At 67.1% G+C, this 17383-nt stretch carries 20 protein-coding genes; 11 read left to right on the top strand and 9 right to left on the bottom strand.

Features of this window, described 5'->3' with window-relative positions; all coding sequences use genetic code 11:
* The first annotated feature begins 8 nt into the window (after positions 1–8).
* Positions 9–398 carry a hydroxyphenylacetyl-CoA thioesterase PaaI gene (gene paaI, locus FM104_RS06040; RefSeq protein ID WP_218778558.1) on the top strand — a complete coding sequence of 130 codons (390 nt, stop codon included), beginning with the start codon at positions 9–11 and terminating at the stop codon, positions 396–398.
* A gap of 16 nt (positions 399–414) precedes the next feature.
* Here the strand turns inward: paaI and FM104_RS16885 are convergent, their stop codons facing one another.
* The gene (locus FM104_RS16885; RefSeq protein WP_179206694.1) at positions 415–597 is read right to left on the bottom strand and encodes a PLD nuclease N-terminal domain-containing protein; all 183 of its coding nucleotides are present in this window, start codon (positions 595–597) and stop codon (positions 415–417) included.
* On the opposite strand from FM104_RS16885, the gene FM104_RS06030 reads away from it, so the two are divergent.
* A complete protein-coding gene (locus tag FM104_RS06030) occupies positions 563–1093 on the top strand; it encodes a hypothetical protein (protein ID WP_179206685.1) in 531 nt (176 codons plus the stop codon). The genes FM104_RS16885 and FM104_RS06030 overlap by 35 nt on opposite strands.
* Positions 1094–1114: 21 nt before the next feature.
* Here the strand turns inward: FM104_RS06030 and FM104_RS06025 are convergent, their stop codons facing one another.
* The 3 genes from FM104_RS06025 to FM104_RS06015 form a co-directional block, all read right to left on the bottom strand.
* Positions 1115–3226, bottom strand: coding sequence for a RecQ family ATP-dependent DNA helicase (locus FM104_RS06025; protein WP_087130548.1), 2112 nt, complete (start codon positions 3224–3226; stop codon positions 1115–1117).
* A 109-nt stretch (positions 3227–3335) separates the two neighbouring features.
* Positions 3336–3695, bottom strand: coding sequence for a HepT-like ribonuclease domain-containing protein (locus FM104_RS06020; RefSeq protein WP_087130547.1), 360 nt, complete (start codon positions 3693–3695; stop codon positions 3336–3338).
* On the bottom strand, positions 3695–4165 hold the full coding sequence (locus FM104_RS06015; RefSeq protein ID WP_087130546.1) for a nucleotidyltransferase domain-containing protein: 471 nt from the start codon (positions 4163–4165) through the stop codon (positions 3695–3697). The genes FM104_RS06020 and FM104_RS06015 overlap by 1 nt, the downstream gene beginning before the upstream one ends.
* A gap of 148 nt (positions 4166–4313) precedes the next feature.
* Between FM104_RS06015 and paaA the strand changes: the two genes are divergently transcribed.
* From paaA to FM104_RS05985, 6 genes are read left to right on the top strand one after another with little or no spacing between them, the layout of a single operon-like run.
* Complete coding sequence (gene paaA / locus FM104_RS06010) at positions 4314–5288, top strand: 1,2-phenylacetyl-CoA epoxidase subunit PaaA (RefSeq protein WP_087130545.1); 975 nt, start codon at positions 4314–4316, stop codon at positions 5286–5288.
* A complete protein-coding gene (gene paaB, locus FM104_RS06005) occupies positions 5288–5617 on the top strand; it encodes a 1,2-phenylacetyl-CoA epoxidase subunit PaaB (protein WP_179206693.1) in 330 nt (109 codons plus the stop codon). The genes paaA and paaB overlap by 1 nt, the downstream gene beginning before the upstream one ends.
* On the top strand, positions 5614–6447 hold the full coding sequence (gene paaC / locus FM104_RS06000; RefSeq protein ID WP_087130544.1) for a 1,2-phenylacetyl-CoA epoxidase subunit PaaC: 834 nt from the start codon (positions 5614–5616) through the stop codon (positions 6445–6447). The genes paaB and paaC overlap by 4 nt, the downstream gene beginning before the upstream one ends.
* A complete protein-coding gene (gene paaD / locus FM104_RS05995; RefSeq protein ID WP_087130543.1) occupies positions 6441–6971 on the top strand; it encodes a 1,2-phenylacetyl-CoA epoxidase subunit PaaD in 531 nt (176 codons plus the stop codon). The genes paaC and paaD overlap by 7 nt, the downstream gene beginning before the upstream one ends.
* On the top strand, positions 6971–8134 hold the full coding sequence (gene paaE, locus FM104_RS05990; RefSeq protein WP_087130542.1) for a 1,2-phenylacetyl-CoA epoxidase subunit PaaE: 1164 nt from the start codon (positions 6971–6973) through the stop codon (positions 8132–8134). Before paaD ends, paaE begins: the two co-directional genes overlap by 1 nt.
* A gap of 18 nt (positions 8135–8152) precedes the next feature.
* Positions 8153–8923: an enoyl-CoA hydratase/isomerase family protein gene (locus FM104_RS05985; RefSeq protein ID WP_087130541.1), complete on the top strand. Its 771-nt coding sequence runs from the start codon at positions 8153–8155 to the stop codon at positions 8921–8923.
* Positions 8924–8967: 44 nt separating this feature from the next.
* Here the strand turns inward: FM104_RS05985 and FM104_RS05980 are convergent, their stop codons facing one another.
* On the bottom strand, positions 8968–9477 hold the full coding sequence (locus FM104_RS05980; RefSeq protein ID WP_087130540.1) for a phosphoribosyltransferase: 510 nt from the start codon (positions 9475–9477) through the stop codon (positions 8968–8970).
* 127 nt (positions 9478–9604) lie between these two features.
* Between FM104_RS05980 and FM104_RS05975 the strand changes: the two genes are divergently transcribed.
* Complete coding sequence (locus tag FM104_RS05975) at positions 9605–10417, top strand: class II glutamine amidotransferase (RefSeq protein WP_087130539.1); 813 nt, start codon at positions 9605–9607, stop codon at positions 10415–10417.
* Between the two features lie 130 nt (positions 10418–10547).
* On the top strand, positions 10548–12293 hold the full coding sequence (locus FM104_RS05970; protein WP_087130538.1) for a thiamine pyrophosphate-binding protein: 1746 nt from the start codon (positions 10548–10550) through the stop codon (positions 12291–12293).
* 27 nt (positions 12294–12320) lie between these two features.
* Here the strand turns inward: FM104_RS05970 and FM104_RS05965 are convergent, their stop codons facing one another.
* The 4 genes from FM104_RS05965 to FM104_RS05950 are packed head-to-tail and all read right to left on the bottom strand — an operon-like array spanning position 12321 to position 15772.
* A complete protein-coding gene (locus tag FM104_RS05965) occupies positions 12321–12932 on the bottom strand; it encodes a response regulator (RefSeq protein WP_218778557.1) in 612 nt (203 codons plus the stop codon).
* On the bottom strand, positions 12926–14053 hold the full coding sequence (locus tag FM104_RS05960; protein WP_087130537.1) for a sensor histidine kinase: 1128 nt from the start codon (positions 14051–14053) through the stop codon (positions 12926–12928). Before FM104_RS05960 ends, FM104_RS05965 begins: the two co-directional genes overlap by 7 nt.
* 9 nt (positions 14054–14062) lie before the next feature.
* The gene (locus FM104_RS05955) at positions 14063–14818 is read right to left on the bottom strand and encodes an ABC transporter permease (RefSeq protein ID WP_087130536.1); all 756 of its coding nucleotides are present in this window, start codon (positions 14816–14818) and stop codon (positions 14063–14065) included.
* Positions 14819–14821: 3 nt separating this feature from the next.
* A complete protein-coding gene (locus tag FM104_RS05950) occupies positions 14822–15772 on the bottom strand; it encodes an ABC transporter ATP-binding protein (RefSeq protein WP_087130535.1) in 951 nt (316 codons plus the stop codon).
* A 186-nt stretch (positions 15773–15958) separates the two neighbouring features.
* Here FM104_RS05950 and FM104_RS05945 point away from each other — a divergent pair, with 186 nt between their 5' ends.
* Entirely contained in the window at positions 15959–17365 is a 1407-nt protein-coding gene (locus FM104_RS05945) for an HNH endonuclease signature motif containing protein (RefSeq protein ID WP_087130534.1), read from the top strand.
* Positions 17366–17383: the final 18 nt, after the last annotated feature.

Below are 17383 nucleotides of genomic sequence, written 5' to 3'. Positions count from 1 at the left end.
GTGACGGCATGAGAGAGATGATGCGCCGCGATGCGGCGTCGGCGATGCTCGGCATGAATGTCGAGGTCGATGAGCCAGGGCGCGCCGTCGTGTCGATGACCGTGCGCGCTGACATGCTCAACGGCTTCGCGATCACGCACGGCGGGCTCGTGTTCGCGCTCGCCGACACCGCTTTCGCGATCGCCTGCAACGAGGATGAGCGCATCACCGTGGCATCCGGCGCTGACATCACGTTTCTGAAGTCGACGGGAGTGGGACAGGTGCTCACAGCCACAGCCGTGCGGCGGGTCGTCAGCGGGAGAAGCGGGCTGTACGACGTGACCGTGGTCGATGAGAGCGGCGATATCGTCGCGGAGTTTCGCGGGCGTTCGGTCGCTACGAACCGCTCCGCCGGATAGCCTGCCGTCGCAACGGCTAGATCAGCGCGTCATGCGGCACTCGAGCCGCATCGCGCTCTTTGTTCGCGGAACGACGTCCGATAAGGAGCCACGATAACGACCCCACCAATGGAACGAAGATCACGACGACCGTCCAGATCAACGCTAGATGTGAAGATGTACGGGTGACAAAGCGTCGGGTGAAGCATCGGGAAGTCATTGCCGCCCTCATTCTGGGCGCGCTGACGCTGTCTGGTTGTGGTCCGGTCGAATATCACGGCTATGACAGCGGCATCGACGGGGTGCTGTGGAGGCAGATCGTGAGCTTTGAGGACCCGATGAACTTCTTCGAGTCATCTACGCAAGATCCATCGACGTACGTCTCTGAGCTCGGTGGCGACCGTTGGGACGGATCGACCGGGACGCTACCGGATCTCACCGCTGGCGGGCTCGTGTTCTACGACCTGACCACTACTGCATCAGACGCCGAGTTCTCGGTATTCATCTCTTCGGGACCACGCCCCGACGTCCCCACAGACGCCGGCCACCATTACGTCGGTCCGAGCCAGGTCTACACCTGCTACGGGATAACAGCGGGCCTTCGCTCCCCGAGGCCGATGATCAACCGCACGCTATTCTCCGACTGTCCGGCAGCTCTCGTGAATCTGCTGCCGGACGATGCGGCATTTGCCAGCCGTGATGTCTTCGACGGGTAACGAAGCTCCGCCGGCTCCGCGTCACCCGCGCAGCGCGAGCACGAACGGCAGCACCTCACTCGCGCCCGCTTGCCGCAGCTCGCGGGCCGCCATGGTGAGCGTCCACCGACTGTCTGCCTGGTCGTCGACCAACAGCACCGGCCCGTCCGGCACCTCAAGTCCGTCGGCGGTGAAGCGCTCCCAAAGACCAGCAAGACGGAAGACGCTGTTGCCCCCAGGCTGACCCGACGGTCCGCCATTCGCGAAATCGAGCGACCCGATATACGGCAGGCGTCCGATCTCGGCGATCCCCCGCGCGAGCGAGTCGACGAGCAGCGGATGCGAGCGCGAGGGCATCCCGATCACCGCGACCGGTCGCCGCTCCCAGCCCCACCCCGCGAGCACACGCACGCAGGCACCGAGCACCTGCGGTGACACTGGCGCATCCGGAGCACCGGCCGCGAACAGCTCTCGCAGAGTCGTGCCCCAGCCCAGGTCGGTCAGGCGCGCCAGCGCCCGCCCCTCCCCTGCCTGCTCATCGGCAGGAATGCGCCCCTTGACCGGCACTCCCACGCGATCCGCACCGCTCGGCCACTGGCGACGCGCCTCGATGGGCACGCCCACCCGGTCGAGCGACTGCCCGGCAGCATCCGCCGCGCTCGAACCGATCCCACTCGGAAACCAGACGCCGGCGCAGTTGTCGCACCGACCGCACGGCGCCGCGGTGTCGTCGTCGAGCGAACGCTGCAGGAACTCCATCCGGCATCCGTCGGTCTGCTCATAATCGATCATGTGCTGCTGCTCGGCACGGCGTTCGGCGGCGATGCGCTCGTAGCGCTCGGCGTCGTATACCCACGGCTGCCCGGTCGCGACCCAGCCGCCCTGCACGCGGCGCACCGCGCCGTCGACGTCGAGCACCTTCAGCAGCAGTTCCAACGGAGTGCGGCGAATGTCGACCATCGACTCCAGAGCGGGTGTCGAGATGGGCGTCTCACCGAGGGCGCTGATGACGCGCTCGGCGCGCTCCCGATCGGGCATGGATGCTGTCGCGAAGTAGTGCCAGATGTCGCGGTCCTCCGTGCCGGGCAGCAGCAGCACATCGGCACTCTCGCTCGCACGCCCGGCCCGCCCGACCTGCTGGTAGTACGCCACCGGCGATGAGGGCGCACCCAGGTGCAGCACGAACCCGAGGTCGGGCTTGTCGAACCCCATGCCCAGAGCGCTCGTGGCGACCAGCGCCTTCACCTCATTGCGCTTGAGCCTGCCCTCGAGGTCGGCCCGTTCGTCAGTATCGGTCTGCCCCGTGTACGCGTGCACCTCATGGCCGTGCTCGCGCAGCAGCCTCGCGGTGTCGACAGCCGCAGCAACGGTGAGCGTGTAGATGATGCCCGAACCGGGCAGGTCGTTCAGATGGCTGAGCAGCCACGCCAGTCGCTGCGCCGACCCCGGCAACCGCAGCACGCCGAGCCGCAGCGAGGTTCGCGCGAGCGGTCCGCGGATCGTCAGAACTCCAGAGGCTGCCGAATCGGCATCCGTCACTGCACCCAGCTGCTCGGCGACGTCAGCGACGACGCGGCTGTTCGCGGTGGCGGTCGTCGCCAGCACCGGCACCCCGGCGGGCATCTGCGAGATGAGATCGCGCAGCCGGCGGTAGTCGGGACGGAAGTCATGCCCCCAGTCGCTGATGCAGTGCGCCTCATCGACGACGAGCATGCCCATCCGTGCCACGAGAGTCGGCAGCTGCTGCTCGCGGAACGACGGGTTGTTCAGCCGCTCCGGCGAGACCAGCAGCACGTCGACCTCGTCGCGGTCGAGTTGCGCGAGCACATCCGTCCACTCGTGCGCGTTCGTGGAGTTGATCGCCACCGCGCGCACCCCCGCGCGCTCTGCCGCCGCGATCTGGTCGCGCATCAGCGCCAGCAGCGGCGAGACCAGCACCGTCGGCCCGGCCCCTTGTCTGCGCAGGAGCAGAGTCGCCACGAAGTACACCGCCGATTTGCCCCAGCCTGTGCGCTGCACGACCAGCGCACGGCGCCGCCCCTCGACCAGCGCCTCGATGGCCTCGTACTGGCCGTCATGGAATTCAGCATCCGATCGACCGACGAGTTCACGCAGCGCACCCAGCGCGGCCGTACGAGTGTCAACGAGATCCATGCCCCCACTCTGCCGCAGGCCGCCGACACCGAGGCGGCTTGCGGTCTGGCGTCAGCGACAACTGGCAGTCGGAGTCGACTCCACCCCGGGCTTCTCGAGCAGTGCGCTTCTACGTATTGATCCCGAATTCCGCACGAGCCTCCGCAAACAGTGGCGCAAGCGCCTCCTGCCACTGTGGCAACGCGACAGACAGGGTCTGCCACGTGACGTCGCGGTCGACTACCGAGTAGTGGTGCGCAAGCTTTTCCCGATTCTTCGCGGCGTCGCTCCAGGTCACCCCCGGCGGTGCCTGCACACCGCGCGCGGCGAGCGTCTTCGATGCCTCACCGAGTTTGATCATCAGCGAGTCCCCCGCTTCTTGTGCGACCTCGTCGGCATGGTAGTCATCCGCACCCTTCGCGACGATGCTGGCGGCTACGGCGAGCCATCGCTGAACATGCAGCAATTCCTTCGCAACCCTGATCTCCATCAGAGCAGCACCGCGTCGCGCAAGATGTCCTGATCCAGATGCGGGTCGAGCCCTCGGTAGCTGACGAGGTCGACATCTCGGCCCAAGATGATCTCGAGCGTCTCCTCCAGGCACACCAAGTCAGACAACGTCGCACTCGCTGGAGGCTGCACGATGAGGTCGACGTCTGAGTCTGCTCGATCATCACCGCGAGCGGCGGAGCCGAACACTGCGAGTCTGGAGAATCCGTATCTTTCCGCCACTTTGCGGAGCGCTGGGCCTCCGGCAGCGATGAGCTCACTCGGCCGCGACCCGCTAGTGCGCTCGCGCGCGACCTGATAACTGATCGCAGGTTGCGTCACACCCATCTTGGCGGCAAGCGCACGCTGCGACTCTCCCTCAGCAAGCATCGCGCGCAAGACGAGTACGCGACGCAGACGGGCAACCTCGGCATCACGGACTGCGCGCTGGTACTCCACGATCAAGCTCATAAAACGATTTTATCACCGCCATCCGCAGTCCGGCGGGTTTGCTCAAGCGAGAGCCACAACGGTGAAAACCGCGTTGCACACCGTCGCACATCATGCGAGAATAACCTAACGATCGGTCAGTAAACAGGATCAATCCGAGGAGTCGATGATGACAACGACCGCAGACCTCGCCGACGACGAGATCTCCGACGCAGAGCGCGTCTTCGACGAGCTCGTGGCGCACGAGAAGCGCATCGAACCGCGGGATTGGATGCCGGAGGCGTACCGCAAGACGCTGATTCGCCAGATTTCGCAGCACGCGCACTCCGAGATCATCGGCATGCAGCCGGAGGGCAACTGGATCACCCGCGCACCAAGCCTCAAGCGCAAGGCGATCCTGATGGCCAAGGTGCAAGACGAAGCCGGTCACGGCCTCTACCTCTACTCGGCCGCGCAGACCCTCGGCATCACCCGCGACACGATGACGCAGCAGCTCATCGACGGCAAAGCGAAGTACTCGTCGATCTTCAACTACCCCACCCCGACCTGGGCCGACATGGGCGCAATCGGCTGGCTGGTCGACGGCGCGGCAATCGTGAACCAAGTGCCGCTGTGCCGCGCATCCTACGGTCCGTACGGCCGCGCGATGGTGCGCGTCTGCAAAGAGGAGTCATTCCACCAGCGCCAGGGCTTCGAGATCCTGCTGACGCTCATGCAGGGCAATGAAGAGCAGCGCGCGATGGCGCAGGATGCCGTGAATCGGTGGTACTGGCCGAGTCTGGCCATGTTCGGCCCCCCGGATGACCAATCGCCGAACTCGGCGCAGTCGATGAAGTGGAAGATCAAGCGCTTCACGAACGATGAGCTGCGCCAGCGCTTCGTCGGGATGCTGGTGCCGCAGGCCGAGATCCTGGGTGTCACCCTCCCCGATCCCGAACTGCGCTTCGACGAGGAGACCGGCGAGTACGCGATGGGCGAGATCGACTGGGACGAGTTCTTCGAGGTGCTGCGCGGCAACGGGCCCTGCAATGCCGAGCGGCTGGAGCGCCGCCGCACGGCGCATGAAGAGGGCGCGTGGGTGCGGGAAGCGGCGGCCGAGTATACGCGCAAGCAGGCCCTGCGTGCGGAGAGGCAGGCGGCGTGATGGTGGATGCTGGAGGCGCTGCAGCCGGCTTGGAAACCCCGAACAGCCAGGAGACCTGGCCGCTGTGGGAAGTCTTCGTGCGCGCGAACCGCGGACTGAATCACGTGCACGTGGGATCGTTGCATGCACCCGACGCGAGCATGGCCGTGCGCAACGCGCGCGATCTGTACACGCGCCGCAGCGAGGGTGTCTCGATCTGGGTCGTTCCGGCCGATGTCATCACCACCAGCGATCCCGACGACAAGGACGCGTTCTTCGAGAGCCCGGCTGGCAAGAACTACCGGCATGCCGTGTACTACACGGCTTCTGAGGGGGTGCCGCACCTGTGACTTCTTCCGACGTCAACGTCTCCGTCGATGAGCTGCAACTGGCATCCGAACTCTCCGGCGGCGAGTCCCGAGCGGGTTCTGCCGACATCGCCGAGTACGCGCTGTGGCTGGCCGATGACGCGCTCATCCTCTCGCAGCAGCTGGGGGCGTGGATCTCACGTGCGCCCGAGCTGGAAGAAGATGTCGCACTCGCCAACATCGCCCTCGATCTGCTCGGTCACGCCCGCTCGCTGCTCAGATACGCCGGCTCCTGGGATGACCGCAGCGAAGACGACCTCGCCTACTTCCGCGATGAGAGCGAGTTCCGCAGTTCGTGGCTGGTCGAGCAGCCCAACGGAGACTTCGCGCAGACCATCGCCCGGCAGTTCATCGCCTCGACATATATGTTCGAGCTCTACCGCGCACTGAGCTCTTCGACCGATCCGACGCTGGCGGCCATCGCCGTCAAGTCCCACAAGGAAGTTGACTACCACCGCGATCACGCCGTGCAGTGGGTGCTGCGGCTGGGCGACGGCACCGATGAGTCGCGCGAGCGGATCACGCGCGCGTTCCGAGATTTGTGGCCCTACGCCGATGAGCTGTTCCGCGATGAGCCGCTGATCGACCGACTCGGGGATGCTGCCGCCCGCCCCTCGCTGCTTCGAGCCGGTTTCGACGCCGTCGTCGACACGGTGTTCAACGAAGCCGACCTCAGTGATCTGCTCGAAGAGCTCCGCCAGTCGAAGGCGTCGTCCGCCGGCGGACGCCGAGGCTCGCACGCGACGCCGCTCGGTCACATCCTTGCCGAGATGCAGGTGCTGGCGCGACGGCATCCGGGGGCGACATGGTGACCGCAGCGGAGGCCCTGACCGAGCGCGAAAGCCGCGCATGGCAGGTGGTGGCGCGCGTCGCCGACCCCGAGATCCCGGTATTGACCATCGAGGACCTCGGCGTGCTGCGCGCGGTGCGCTTCGACGACAGCGGCGAGCGCGTCACTGTCGACATCACCCCGACCTACAGCGGGTGCCCGGCGATGGATGCCATCCGCGATGACGTCGTGCTGGCCCTCACCGCCGACGGATTCGGCGACGTCGAGGTGCGCCTGGTGCTCTCGCCTGCCTGGACCACCGACTGGATGAGCGAAGACGGCAAGCGCAAGCTCGTCGACTACGGCATCGCGCCCCCGAGCGGCCTCGCGGCTCACGGCGCATCCGGTCTGCCGAAGGGTCCGATCCCGCTGACGCTGAGCATCCGCTGCCCGCAGTGCGGTTCGCTGAACACGCATGAGGTCTCGCGCTTCGGCTCGACCGCGTGCAAGGCGCTCTACGAGTGCCGTGCGTGCCTCGAGCCCTTCGACCATTTCAAGGTGATCTGATGGGCCTGTTCCGCATCCCCACCACCCCAGCCGCCAGCAGGAAAGCATGCGATGTCGGTGCCATTCGCAACCGCGCCCGCTTCCACACGCTGACCGTGTCGAATGTGCGTCCCCTCACGCGCGACGCCGTCGAAGTCAGCTTCACCGTTCCGGCCGCGCTCGCAGGCGACTACGACTACCGACCGGGCCAGTACGTCGCGCTGCGCGTGCACCTGAACGGTGAAGAGGTGCGTCGCTCGTATTCGCTGTGCCGGCCGCCGACGCCGGTCGGCGAAGGGCGCGCAAGCCTGAGCGTGGCCGTCAAGCGCGATGAGGGCGGCCTGTTCTCCACCTGGGCGCAGACCGAGCTCACCCCGGGCTTCGAGATCGACGTGATGAGCCCGCAGGGCACGTTCACCTCAGGGCTCGCCGAACTCGACGGCGCCCACGTGGCGGCAATCGCCGCGGGGTCGGGCATCACACCGATGATGTCTCTGGCACGCGATCTGCTGACCGCTTCGGACACGACGCGCTTCACGCTGCTCTACACGAACAAGTCGACCAGCGATGTGATGTTCCTCGAGGACCTGGCCGATCTGAAGGACCGATACCCGACACGACTCGTTCTGCATCATGTGCTCTCCCGCGAGCAGCGCACCGCGCCGTTGCTATCAGGGCGCCTGGACGAGGCGCGGCTTCGGACGATTCTCGAATCACTCATTCTGCCGGCCACAGTCGACGAGTGGTTCCTGTGCGGCCCGTTCGCGCTCGTCGATCTCTGTCGTGAGGTGCTCACCGAGGTGGGCGTGGCGCAGGAGCACGTGCGATTCGAACTGTTCACCACCGGCGACGAGCCGACAGAGCGCGGGCCGCGCAAAGTGGAGGTGCGGCAGGGCGAGAAGACCGTGCGCATCGAGATCAACCTCGATGGGGTCTCATCGACCGTCGAGAGTCCAGTGGACGCGCACGAGTCGGTGCTGAATGCGGCCCTGCGGGTGCGGCCCGATACGCCGTTCGCGTGCTCGGGAGGTGTCTGCGGCACTTGCCGCGCGCGGGTGTTGGAGGGCAGCGTGACGATGACCGAGAACTACGCGCTCGAACCCGACGAGATCGAGCGCGGATACGTGCTGACCTGCCAATCGCACCCGACCAGCGACCGCATCGTCGTCGACTACGACGTGTGACCGACTCGAAGGAGCAGCATGATCGACCTCACCATCGCCGACGACGTCGCACGAATCACGCTCAACGCGCCCGCAAAACTGAACTCGCTCGACGAGCAGGCGCTGCATGACCTCGACAGCGCCTACACGCAGGCCGAGCAGGCGGGTGTTCGCGCGCTGATCCTGCGGGGCGAGGGGCGCGCGTTCTGCGCTGGTCGCGATATCTCGGGCGTGGATCCGCGCGATGACGACGTGCTCGGGTATCTCGGCGGGCTCGTCACCCCGCTGTTGAAGCGCATGTCCGCGTTTCCTGCACCCACGTTCGCCGTCGCGCACGGCGCCTGCCTCGGAGTCGGGCTCGGACTGCTCATCGCCACCGATGTCGTCTACGTTGCCGAGTCGGCGAAGATCGGCTCGCCGTTCGCCGCGCTCGGCGCGACTCTCGACTCCGGCGGACACGCGCTGTTCCTCGATCGACTCGGCGCGCACCGCACTCTCGATCTGATCTACTCGGGTCGGCTGATGTCCGGCGCGGAGGCTGTAACATCCGGCCTCTTCTCCCGCGTCTTCCCGGATGACGAGGTCGCTCAGGCCGCGGAGGATGCTGCCCGCACGGCTGCCCGCGGTGCGACCCAGGCGTTCCTGGCGAGCAAGTCGCTCGTGGCCCGCATCCGCGATGAACGTCTCGCGCTCTGGGAATCGGTCGACATCGAAAACGCAGCCCAGGCCGCCCTCTGCGATACCGACGACTACCGTGAGGGCTTCGCCGCCTTCCAGCAGAAGCGCACGCCCGACTTCACCGGCCGCTGAGCCCGGCGCTCGGCGCTCGGCGCTCAGCGCTCAACGGCGCACCATCACGCCGAAGGTGCGAGTCCCTGGTCCTCTTCGACGACGGTGCCCTTGAACGACCACGGGAAATCGATCCACAGATCGGTGTCCTTCCACGCGTAGTCGGGCTGGATGATCGTCGAAGGCTTCGTGTAGATCGTCACCGAGCGCACATCGGCGCCCTTGTCCTGCAGCAGCTGCACGGCGAGCGCGAGCGTGCGACCCGAATCGGCGACATCATCGACGAGCAGCACGCGCCGCCCATCGAGATAGGCCATGTCGAGCTCGGGCGGAAGCACCTCGGGTGCGTCGAGCACCGTGCCGATGCCGGTGTAGAACTCGACGTTGATCGCGCCGCAGTTCTTCGCGCCGAGGCCGTAGGCGATGGCACCCGCAGGCAGCAGCCCGCCTCGTGCGATGGCCACGACCACCTCGGGCACGAAGCCGCTTTCCAAGACACGGCGGGCCAGATCTCTCGTCGCGTCGCCGAATCCGTCCCAGGTGAGCGTCTCGCGCTCGATCGCAGTTTCCGTCACGTGCTCATCCTCCCACCCATGGGGTGGTCCGCCGCGACACGCACAGCGCCGACCGCGCAGATGAGGTACAAACGAGAGAAGAGACCACGACCCGATGTGATCTCCAACGACTCGAGGTTCTGCATCCATGTGCCGCCTGTTCGCCTTCGTGGCTCCCGATCGCTCATCCGCGCGACGGGAACTCGGCCACGCCGGCATGGAGAGTCTGCTCTCGCTTGCCCGTCTGCACGGCGACGGCTGGGGATGGGCGGCAGTCGAAGACCCCGGCATGGCACCCGTGTCCATCAAGTCCGAGCATACGGCGGTGGCCGATCCACGATTCGAAGCCGCCGTCGCGACCAAGGCGCGTGCGGCCATGGTGCACCTGCGCTGGGCGACTGCGGGGCTTCCGGTGCGCGAGTGCAACGCGCATCCATTTCACATCGATGGCATCGCCTTCGAGCACAACGGCACGCTGAAGCCGATCGAAGCGCTGCGGACTCTGCTCTCCCCCGCAAGTCTCACGGCGCTGTCAGGTGACACCGACAGCGAGATGTACTTCGCGCTGATCCGCGAGCACATCGCGCGAGGACGCTCCCTGCTCGACGCGACCGTGCACGCTGTGCGCCGGCTGCGGGAGGCCTTCCCCTTCGCCAGCCTGAATGCGATCCTGCTCGGTCGCGACCAGCTCGTCGTCGTGCATGCCAGCGCGAGCAGCTTCCTCACCGAGCACGACCTGAGCCGGCTCCTGCCGCTGTCGCGCGAGCTGCCGAGCGAGCACAATGAGGACTACTTCGCGCTGCGCTGGCGCGAGTCCGCCGACGGCACGATCGCCATCGGCTCCACGGGCGTCACCGGCGCGGGGTGGACACCGATGCCCGCGGAATCGGTGACCGCGATCCGCCTCGATGACCGCACCCGCACCACCGTCGAGCTGTCGTCCGCAGCCGCACATGGGTGATCGAACGGCTACTATCGAAGAGTCCGACCCGGCATGGTCGGTGCCCGAAAAAGGGGCACGAAGCTCTCCTCTATGACGCGTGAGGCGCGAGACACATACGGATCTCTCCGTTCTGTCGAAAGGCCTCTCCATGCCCACCGTGTCCGCTCATGTCGCCCTCACCCTCTCCCAGCACATCGACCATGTCTTCGGGGTCATGGGCAACGGAAACGCTTACTTCCTCGACGCGATCGAGACGCAGACGTCTGCAGAGTTCACCGCCGTCCGCCACGAACAGGGCGCGGTCGTCGCCGCCGACGCGCACTTCCGCGCCTCCGGCCGGATCGCCGCCGCCACGTCGACGTATGGCGCCGGTTTCACGAACACGCTCACCTCGCTCGCCGAGGCCGTGCAGGCGCATGTTCCGCTGGTGCTCGTCGTCGGCGACGAGCCCACCTCCGGGCCGCGTCCGTGGGACGTCGACCAGGTCGCCCTCGCATCCGCCGTCGGTGCGCGCACGTACACGACCGGGCGGGCGGATGCTGCCGCCACCACTGTCATCGCCATCGAGCACGCACTCACCTATCGGGTGCCCGTGGTGCTCGCGATCCCCTATGACGTCGCGGCTCTCGAAGCAGGCCCCGTCGCTGCCGCGCCCGCTCCGCGGATCCCGGCACCACTCGCACCTCGCGGAGAATTCGCCGAAGGCATGCTCGACGAGATCGCTGACGCACTGCGCACCGCCGAACGGCCATTCCTGCTCGCGGGGCGCGGTGCCTGGCTCGCAGGCGCTGCCGATGCGCTGGGAGAGCTGGCGGATGCCACTGGAGCCGTCACTGCCTCGACCGCACTCGGTCGCGGTATTTTCCCGGACGGTCGCTACGACCTGGGCGTGACCGGCGGGTTCGGCGCCGAAGGCGCGATGGAGCTGATCCGCGAAGCCGACGTCGCCGTGGTGTTCGGAGCGTCGCTCAACCAGTTCACGATGCGCTTCGGCGAGCTGTTCTCCCCCGGTACGCGAGTGTTCCAGGTCGATATCGGCGCGGCGGCGACGCACGCGCATGTCGGCGGCTTCGTGCGCGGAGATGCCCGGGTCGTGGCATCCGCCCTGGTCGAGCGTCTGACAGCATCCGCCACCTCCCCTGCCTCCGCGCGCTCGGCGCGGGAAAGTACGCCGGCCGCGGATGATTCGGCCGATTCCTTCCGCGCGGAGCGCACATCTCCGTGCGAAGCGCACGCCCGGTGGCGCGAGAGCGTGGATGTGGCATCCGCTCGCGCCTACGCCGAGGGCGACGAACTCGCACCCGATGGGCGTCTGGACCCGCGCTCGGCGGCGCGTCGCCTGGCCGAGCTGCTGCCCGAGGATCGCGTCGTCGTCTCGGATGGCGGGCACTTCATCGGCTGGGCGAACATGTACTGGCCGGTGGCTTCACCTGACCGCATGATGATGATCGGCACCGCCTTCCAATCGATCGGCCAGGGCTGGCCGAGCGTCGTCGGCGCGACACGCGCACGCCCCGAGGCCACCGTCGTGCTGACATCGGGTGATGGCGGCGGGCTGATGGCGATCTCCGACCTCGAATCCGCCGTTCGCGCGGCGAGCGGTCATGGCTGCGCGGTCGTGTGGAACGACGCCGCCTACGGCGCAGAGGTGAACCTGTACGGGCTGAAGGGTCTTGCCGAAGGCCCGATGCTGATCCCCGAGGTCGACTTCGCAGGCTTCGCCAGTGCTGTCGGCGCCGAGGGCGTCGTCGTGCGCACCCTCGACGATCTCGACCGCCTGCGCACGTGGACGGCGGAAGACCCGGCTGCACGACGCTTCCTCGTGCTCGATCTGCGCATCTCCGGCGCGGTGATCGCGCCGTACCAGGAGGAGATCATCCGCGTGAACTCCTGACCGGAGCGCTGCACACCGCCCCTGCGGTCAGATCCACCCCTTGTCCTGCGCGAAGCGCACCGCCTGAGCACGATTTGCCGCGCCCGTCTTGCCGATGGCTGACGACAGGTGGTTGCGTACGGTGCCCGCTGACAGGAAGACCTCCGCGGCGATCGCGCCTGCCGACCGACCATCCGCCGCCAGCCGCAGCACCTGCTGTTCTCGCTCGCTCAGCGGGTTCGCGCCCTCGAACAGGCTCGCTTCAGCGAGGGCGTGGTCGAGCACGCGCAGCCCGGAGTGCACGCGGCGCACCGCCTCGGCTAGTTTCTCCGCGGGAGTGTCCTTTACGATGAAACCGCTGGCGCCGGCATCCAGCGCCGCCCGCAGATAGCCGGGGCGAGCGAAAGTCGTCACGATGAGGATGCGGGTGGCGCTGCTGGCCTCGCGCAGCATCCGCGTCGCTTCGATGCCGTCGACGTCGGGCATCTGGATATCCATCAGGCAGACATCCGGTGAGGTCTCGCGCACCACGCGCACGGCCTGGGCGCCGTCGGCCGCAGTGCCGACGATCTCGAGGTCGTCTTCCAGCTCCAGCAGCGCGGCGAGCGCCCCGCGCACAAGCGCCTGATCGTCGGCGATGACCAGACGGATGCTCACCACCTCACCTCCACCCGAGTGCCGGCGCCGGCTCTTGCGCCGAACTCCAGCGCCGCGCCGGCTGCAGCCGCGCGCTCGCGCATTCCTCGCACGCCATTCCCGTCCCCGTCGCCCGGCCCGCGACCGTTGTCTTCGACCGCCAGCAGACCGGGGGCGATCGTCACCTCGACCGCGCTCGCCTCCGCATGTCGCAGCACGTTGGTCGTGGCCTCGCGCAGGATCCAACTTGCTGTCAGCGCTTGCACCGGTGACAGCGCAGACGGCTCGCCGTCGACCCGCAGCGCGACGTCTCCCGCGTGCAGCGCATCCCGACACGACGCGAGCTGCTCGATCAGCGTGGTCGCTCGGGCGCCTGACACGGTCACCCGCACCCCGGCGATCGCCTCGGCAGTGAGCGATTCGATGTCGGCCAGCTCTGCCTTCGCCCGCTGCGGATCGGAGTCGATCAGCCGCCTGGCCAACTGCGCCTTGAGCTGCACGACGGTCAGGGAATGGCCGATCAGGTCGTGCACGTCACGAGCGACGGTCTCTCGCCCCTCGCTCGTCGCCAGTTCAAGGCCCAGTCGCTCCGCCTCTGCCGAACGGATGATCAGCCAGGTCGATACCGTATTGACCACGCCCAGCATGATGACGATCGCGAGGACGCTGAGGTTCTCACTGCCACCGGGGAGCAGCAGAACGCACAGGCCGGTGAGCACGATCGCGCCGACCGTCGTGATCCAGTGCGCCAGCCTGGTCAGTCCATAGGAGGCGAACGACATGATGAACGGCAGGTAGCTCAGCGCCGACCCGCCCTCGGCCGGCACCGAGATCAGAGCGCAGGCGATCAGGCCTGAGAAGAAGAGCCACTGGCCACGGATGGGCGGTCGTCCGAGTCCACCGCCACCGCGCATCCCGCGCAGAAACCCGACTACGTAAAGCAGCACGAAGGCGACCAGCGCGGCCCAGCCGATCACGATCCAGATGATCGACGCTTCGGAACCGATCAGCGCGATGATCGGATAGACGAGGAATACCAGCCAGATCACGGCCATCAGCCATCCGAACCGCTCCCAGGGATTCTTCTGGGCGGCCGTCGGCCGGGTCTCAGCCGCTCGGGCGCTCGGCACGTCGTTGCGGGTCATGGTTCCAACCTACTGACGTGAGCGCGAGCGCTTCACTCCGACGAACACCAGCGTGGCGAAGACCAGCATCCAGACGACGAGGTTCAGCAGCACCATCCACAGCGCGTCGCTCTGTCCGGTTGTCAGTACGCCATCGGTGAGGGGCCAGCGGCTCAGCGCGACGAATCCGTACAGCGGTGTGAAGCGCGCGATGTCGAGCATGACACCGTCCAGCGGGATGAACACGTTCCCGAAGAACGCGAAGAACGTCATCGAGATCGAGGCCAGCGCGGCGGCGGAGTCGGAGTTGAAGAAGAGCCCGACGCCGAGACCGTACAGACCGTAGACCAGCCCCGCGGCGAGAATGATGCCGGCGGCAGCAGCCCACCGCCACCCGTTTTCAGCGGTCGCACCGGTCATCAGCCCGGCGGCGAAGACGACGATCAGGGCGAGCGCGGCGAAGGAAACAGCGGTGATGAGCTTCGTCATCGCGTAGCCGGCGGTCGTCAGCGGGGTCATCGCGAGCTGTCGACCCCAGCCCTGCTTCGACTCGACGGCCGCCAGCGACGTGAGCGAACTCATCGCCACCGCGGTGCCATAGGCGGCCATCGAGATCATCACGTAGAACGACACGTTGCCGTGACCGGCAGAGAGCGTGCCGTACGACGCAGAAGCGCCGAACAGCAGGTACATCAGCACCGGCATGGCGAGGGTGAAGGCGAGCGTGTACGGGTTGCGCAACTGGCGCACCCCTTCGATGCGAAGCATCGTCTGCGAGATCATCATGGGTCAGTCTTCCGTCAGGGCGGTGAATGCGGTTTCGAGGGTGGGCGCGGCGATCTCCAGATCGTGGGCGCCGGCGGCGAGCAGGATGCGGGCGACAGCATCCGAATCGGCGGCGCGGAGGCTGAGCCGACCGGCATCCACCCGCACTTCGGCGATCTGAGCGTTGCCGCGCAGTGTGCTCAGCAGGGCGTCCGCATCGGCGGGCAGCGTGGCTGCGACAGAGCGCGCACCGAGACTCGCCCGCAACTGCGCGGTCGGCGCATCGGCGACGATGCGACCGTGATGCATGACCACCGTGCGACGCGCGAACTGCTCTGCCTCCTCGAGATAGTGAGTGGCGAACAGAATGGTACGGCCGGCGTCGGCATCCGCCCGCATGACGTCCCAGAACCGGCGCCGGGCGGTGACGTCCATGCCGGCGGTCGGCTCGTCGAGCACGAGGATCTCCGGATCGGCGACGAGCGCGAGGGCGAACTTCACGCGCTGCTGCTCACCGCCGGAGCACTTCGAGACGCGCCGTCGCGCCAGATGCTCGAGGTCGGTGCGCTGCAGCACGTCGGGAACGCGCGCGAGGCAGGCGGGGCCATGCAGCGAAGCGATCAGCCGCACCGTCTCGCCGACGGTGAGGTCGGAGAGCAGTCCGCCGGTCTGCAGGACGCCGGCGATGGCACCGCTCTTCGCCGCGCGGATTGGTCGATCGCCGAGCACCTGCACCGTGCCTTCACTCGGGTCGGTGAGGCCGAGGAGCACGTCGAGGGTGGTCGTCTTGCCCGCGCCGTTCGGCCCGAGCAGCGCGACGACCTCGCCGCGGCCGATGGTGAGGTCGACGAGGTCAACCGCCTGGACTCGGTGTTCACCGGAGCCGAAGTGGCGCCGGACGCCGCGCAGGTCGATGACGGCATCCGTTCGCGACGACGGCGGAGCCTGAGTGCGGGAAGCTGTTGCGATGTGCATGCTTCCAGCCTGACCGCCCAGGCCAGTGGGTGCCGGATGCCGGTGTCATGCGTTGCGCATGACAGATGTCATGTGCGGGTGCGCTGCGCGGGTTTGCCGTGCGGCATGGAACTGGGTTCAACCTGAGGTCGAGCGTTTCGATGGAATCTTTGTTCGAATGTCAGAGGGTGCTGTTTTGATGGATTCATGACCGAAACGATGCCCACGGCACCTCCCCGGCAAGAGCTGCTGAGTGATGTCGTGAGCACGCTGGTCGCGCTCGATCAGACGTTGAACCAGCTTCAGTCGCTGCGGGCATCGTTGCTGGCGACCGCCCACCGCATCGCCGACGATGACCCGCAGATCGAAGACGTCCGCTCCCGCGAGATGGCCCACCGGGCGGTCGCCACGGAGCTCGGCTCGGCGCTTCGCGTGTCCGACCGCACGCTCGAGCGGCAGATGGGCGATTCCTTCCAGCTGCTGCAGAACTTCCCGGCGACGGCAGCCGCGTTCCAGCGAGGGCGCATCTCGCCCGCGCATGTGCGCGTGATCACCGAGGCGGGTGCGGAGATCACGGATGCCGCGCGCCGAGCAGCCTTCGAAGAAGCCGTGCTCGACAAGGCCGGCACCGATTCCCCGAACCGGCTGCGCCCGTTCGCGAAGCGCCTGTCGGAGCATTATCGCGAAGTGTCGTTCCAAGAGCGCAGCGACCAAGCCCGCATGAGACGCGCCGCATGGGTGCGCGATCTAGAAGACGGGCAGAGCCAGCTGTGCGTCACAGGGCCATCCGCGATCATCCACGGGATCTTCGAGCGCATCACTCAGATGAGTCATGCGGTCAAGACCGAAAACGACCAGACGGCCAGAGCACAGAAGGCACGCGCCCAGAAGAGCGGCATGACTGGCAGCGCGGCCGCAGATCTGGCCGGCGCCGAATCAGCGCTCGACGAGCGCGTGCTGAACGAGATTCGAGCTGATCTCGCCGCTGATCTGCTTCTTTCCGGTGTCCCATCGGGGCACGACACGCTGGCAGGACTGCTCGGATCGATTCAGGGCTTCGTCGAAGTCACCATTCCGGTAACGACGCTCACTCGCGCCGGAGCAGGCGAACCGCCGGCACAGTTGGAGGGCATCGGTCCGGTCGATCCCGAGACAGCGCGGATTCTGGCAGGGAACGCGCCGGGGTGGGATCGCGTGATGACCGACCCCGTCAGCGGTGCAGTGCTGTCTGTAGACCGTTACCGCCCCAGTGAGGAGATGCGCCGACATCTCCGAGCGCGCGATAGACGGTGCCGGTTCCCGGGTTGCGGGATCATCGCGCGCAAATGCGACGACGATCACACTGTCGACCATGCGCATGGCGGAGCGACGGATGTCGAGAATCTCGCCGGCACCTGTCGGCGGCACCACGTGACCAAGCACCACACGCCGTGGAAGGTCAAGCAGCTCGGTGGCGGAGTGCTGGAATGGACCAGTCCAACAGGGCGTCGACATGTCGATCGGCCACCGGGTACAGCCGCGCACGTCACCTTCGCCGACATCGCGGCGCGTTCCGAAGCACACGCCGCAGACATTGAAGGCCCCATCGAGACCGTGGCACGCGCGCCGTTCTGATCCGTGCCGACAGCCGCA

Origin of the sequence: Microbacterium esteraromaticum (genome assembly GCF_900163815.1) — a bacterium.
Classification (GTDB): domain Bacteria; phylum Actinomycetota; class Actinomycetes; order Actinomycetales; family Microbacteriaceae; genus Microbacterium; species Microbacterium esteraromaticum_B.
Note: the sequence above shows the minus strand (reverse complement) of the source record. Positions and strands in the feature narration are given on the sequence as shown.

What these genes read in the sequence shown, in the direction of transcription:
- paaI (WP_218778558.1), top strand. Translation starts at nt 9, where the DNA reads ATGAGAGAGATGATGCGCCGCGATGCGGCGTCGGCGATGCTCGGCATG.
- FM104_RS16885 (WP_179206694.1), bottom strand. Translation starts at nt 597, where the DNA reads ATGACTTCCCGATGCTTCACCCGACGCTTTGTCACCCGTACATCTTCA.
- FM104_RS06025 (WP_087130548.1), bottom strand. Translation starts at nt 3,226, where the DNA reads ATGGATCTCGTTGACACTCGTACGGCCGCGCTGGGTGCGCTGCGTGAA.
- FM104_RS06020 (WP_087130547.1), bottom strand. Translation starts at nt 3,695, where the DNA reads ATGGAGATCAGGGTTGCGAAGGAATTGCTGCATGTTCAGCGATGGCTC.
- FM104_RS06015 (WP_087130546.1), bottom strand. Translation starts at nt 4,165, where the DNA reads ATGAGCTTGATCGTGGAGTACCAGCGCGCAGTCCGTGATGCCGAGGTT.
- paaA (WP_087130545.1), top strand. Translation starts at nt 4,314, where the DNA reads ATGACAACGACCGCAGACCTCGCCGACGACGAGATCTCCGACGCAGAG.
- paaB (WP_179206693.1), top strand. Translation starts at nt 5,288, where the DNA reads ATGGTGGATGCTGGAGGCGCTGCAGCCGGCTTGGAAACCCCGAACAGC.
- paaD (WP_087130543.1), top strand. Translation starts at nt 6,441, where the DNA reads ATGGTGACCGCAGCGGAGGCCCTGACCGAGCGCGAAAGCCGCGCATGG.
- paaE (WP_087130542.1), top strand. Translation starts at nt 6,971, where the DNA reads ATGGGCCTGTTCCGCATCCCCACCACCCCAGCCGCCAGCAGGAAAGCA.
- FM104_RS05985 (WP_087130541.1), top strand. Translation starts at nt 8,153, where the DNA reads ATGATCGACCTCACCATCGCCGACGACGTCGCACGAATCACGCTCAAC.
- FM104_RS05975 (WP_087130539.1), top strand. Translation starts at nt 9,605, where the DNA reads ATGTGCCGCCTGTTCGCCTTCGTGGCTCCCGATCGCTCATCCGCGCGA.
- FM104_RS05970 (WP_087130538.1), top strand. Translation starts at nt 10,548, where the DNA reads ATGCCCACCGTGTCCGCTCATGTCGCCCTCACCCTCTCCCAGCACATC.
- FM104_RS05960 (WP_087130537.1), bottom strand. Translation starts at nt 14,053, where the DNA reads ATGACCCGCAACGACGTGCCGAGCGCCCGAGCGGCTGAGACCCGGCCG.
- FM104_RS05955 (WP_087130536.1), bottom strand. Translation starts at nt 14,818, where the DNA reads ATGATGATCTCGCAGACGATGCTTCGCATCGAAGGGGTGCGCCAGTTG.
- FM104_RS05950 (WP_087130535.1), bottom strand. Translation starts at nt 15,772, where the DNA reads ATGCACATCGCAACAGCTTCCCGCACTCAGGCTCCGCCGTCGTCGCGA.
- FM104_RS05945 (WP_087130534.1), top strand. Translation starts at nt 15,959, where the DNA reads ATGACCGAAACGATGCCCACGGCACCTCCCCGGCAAGAGCTGCTGAGT.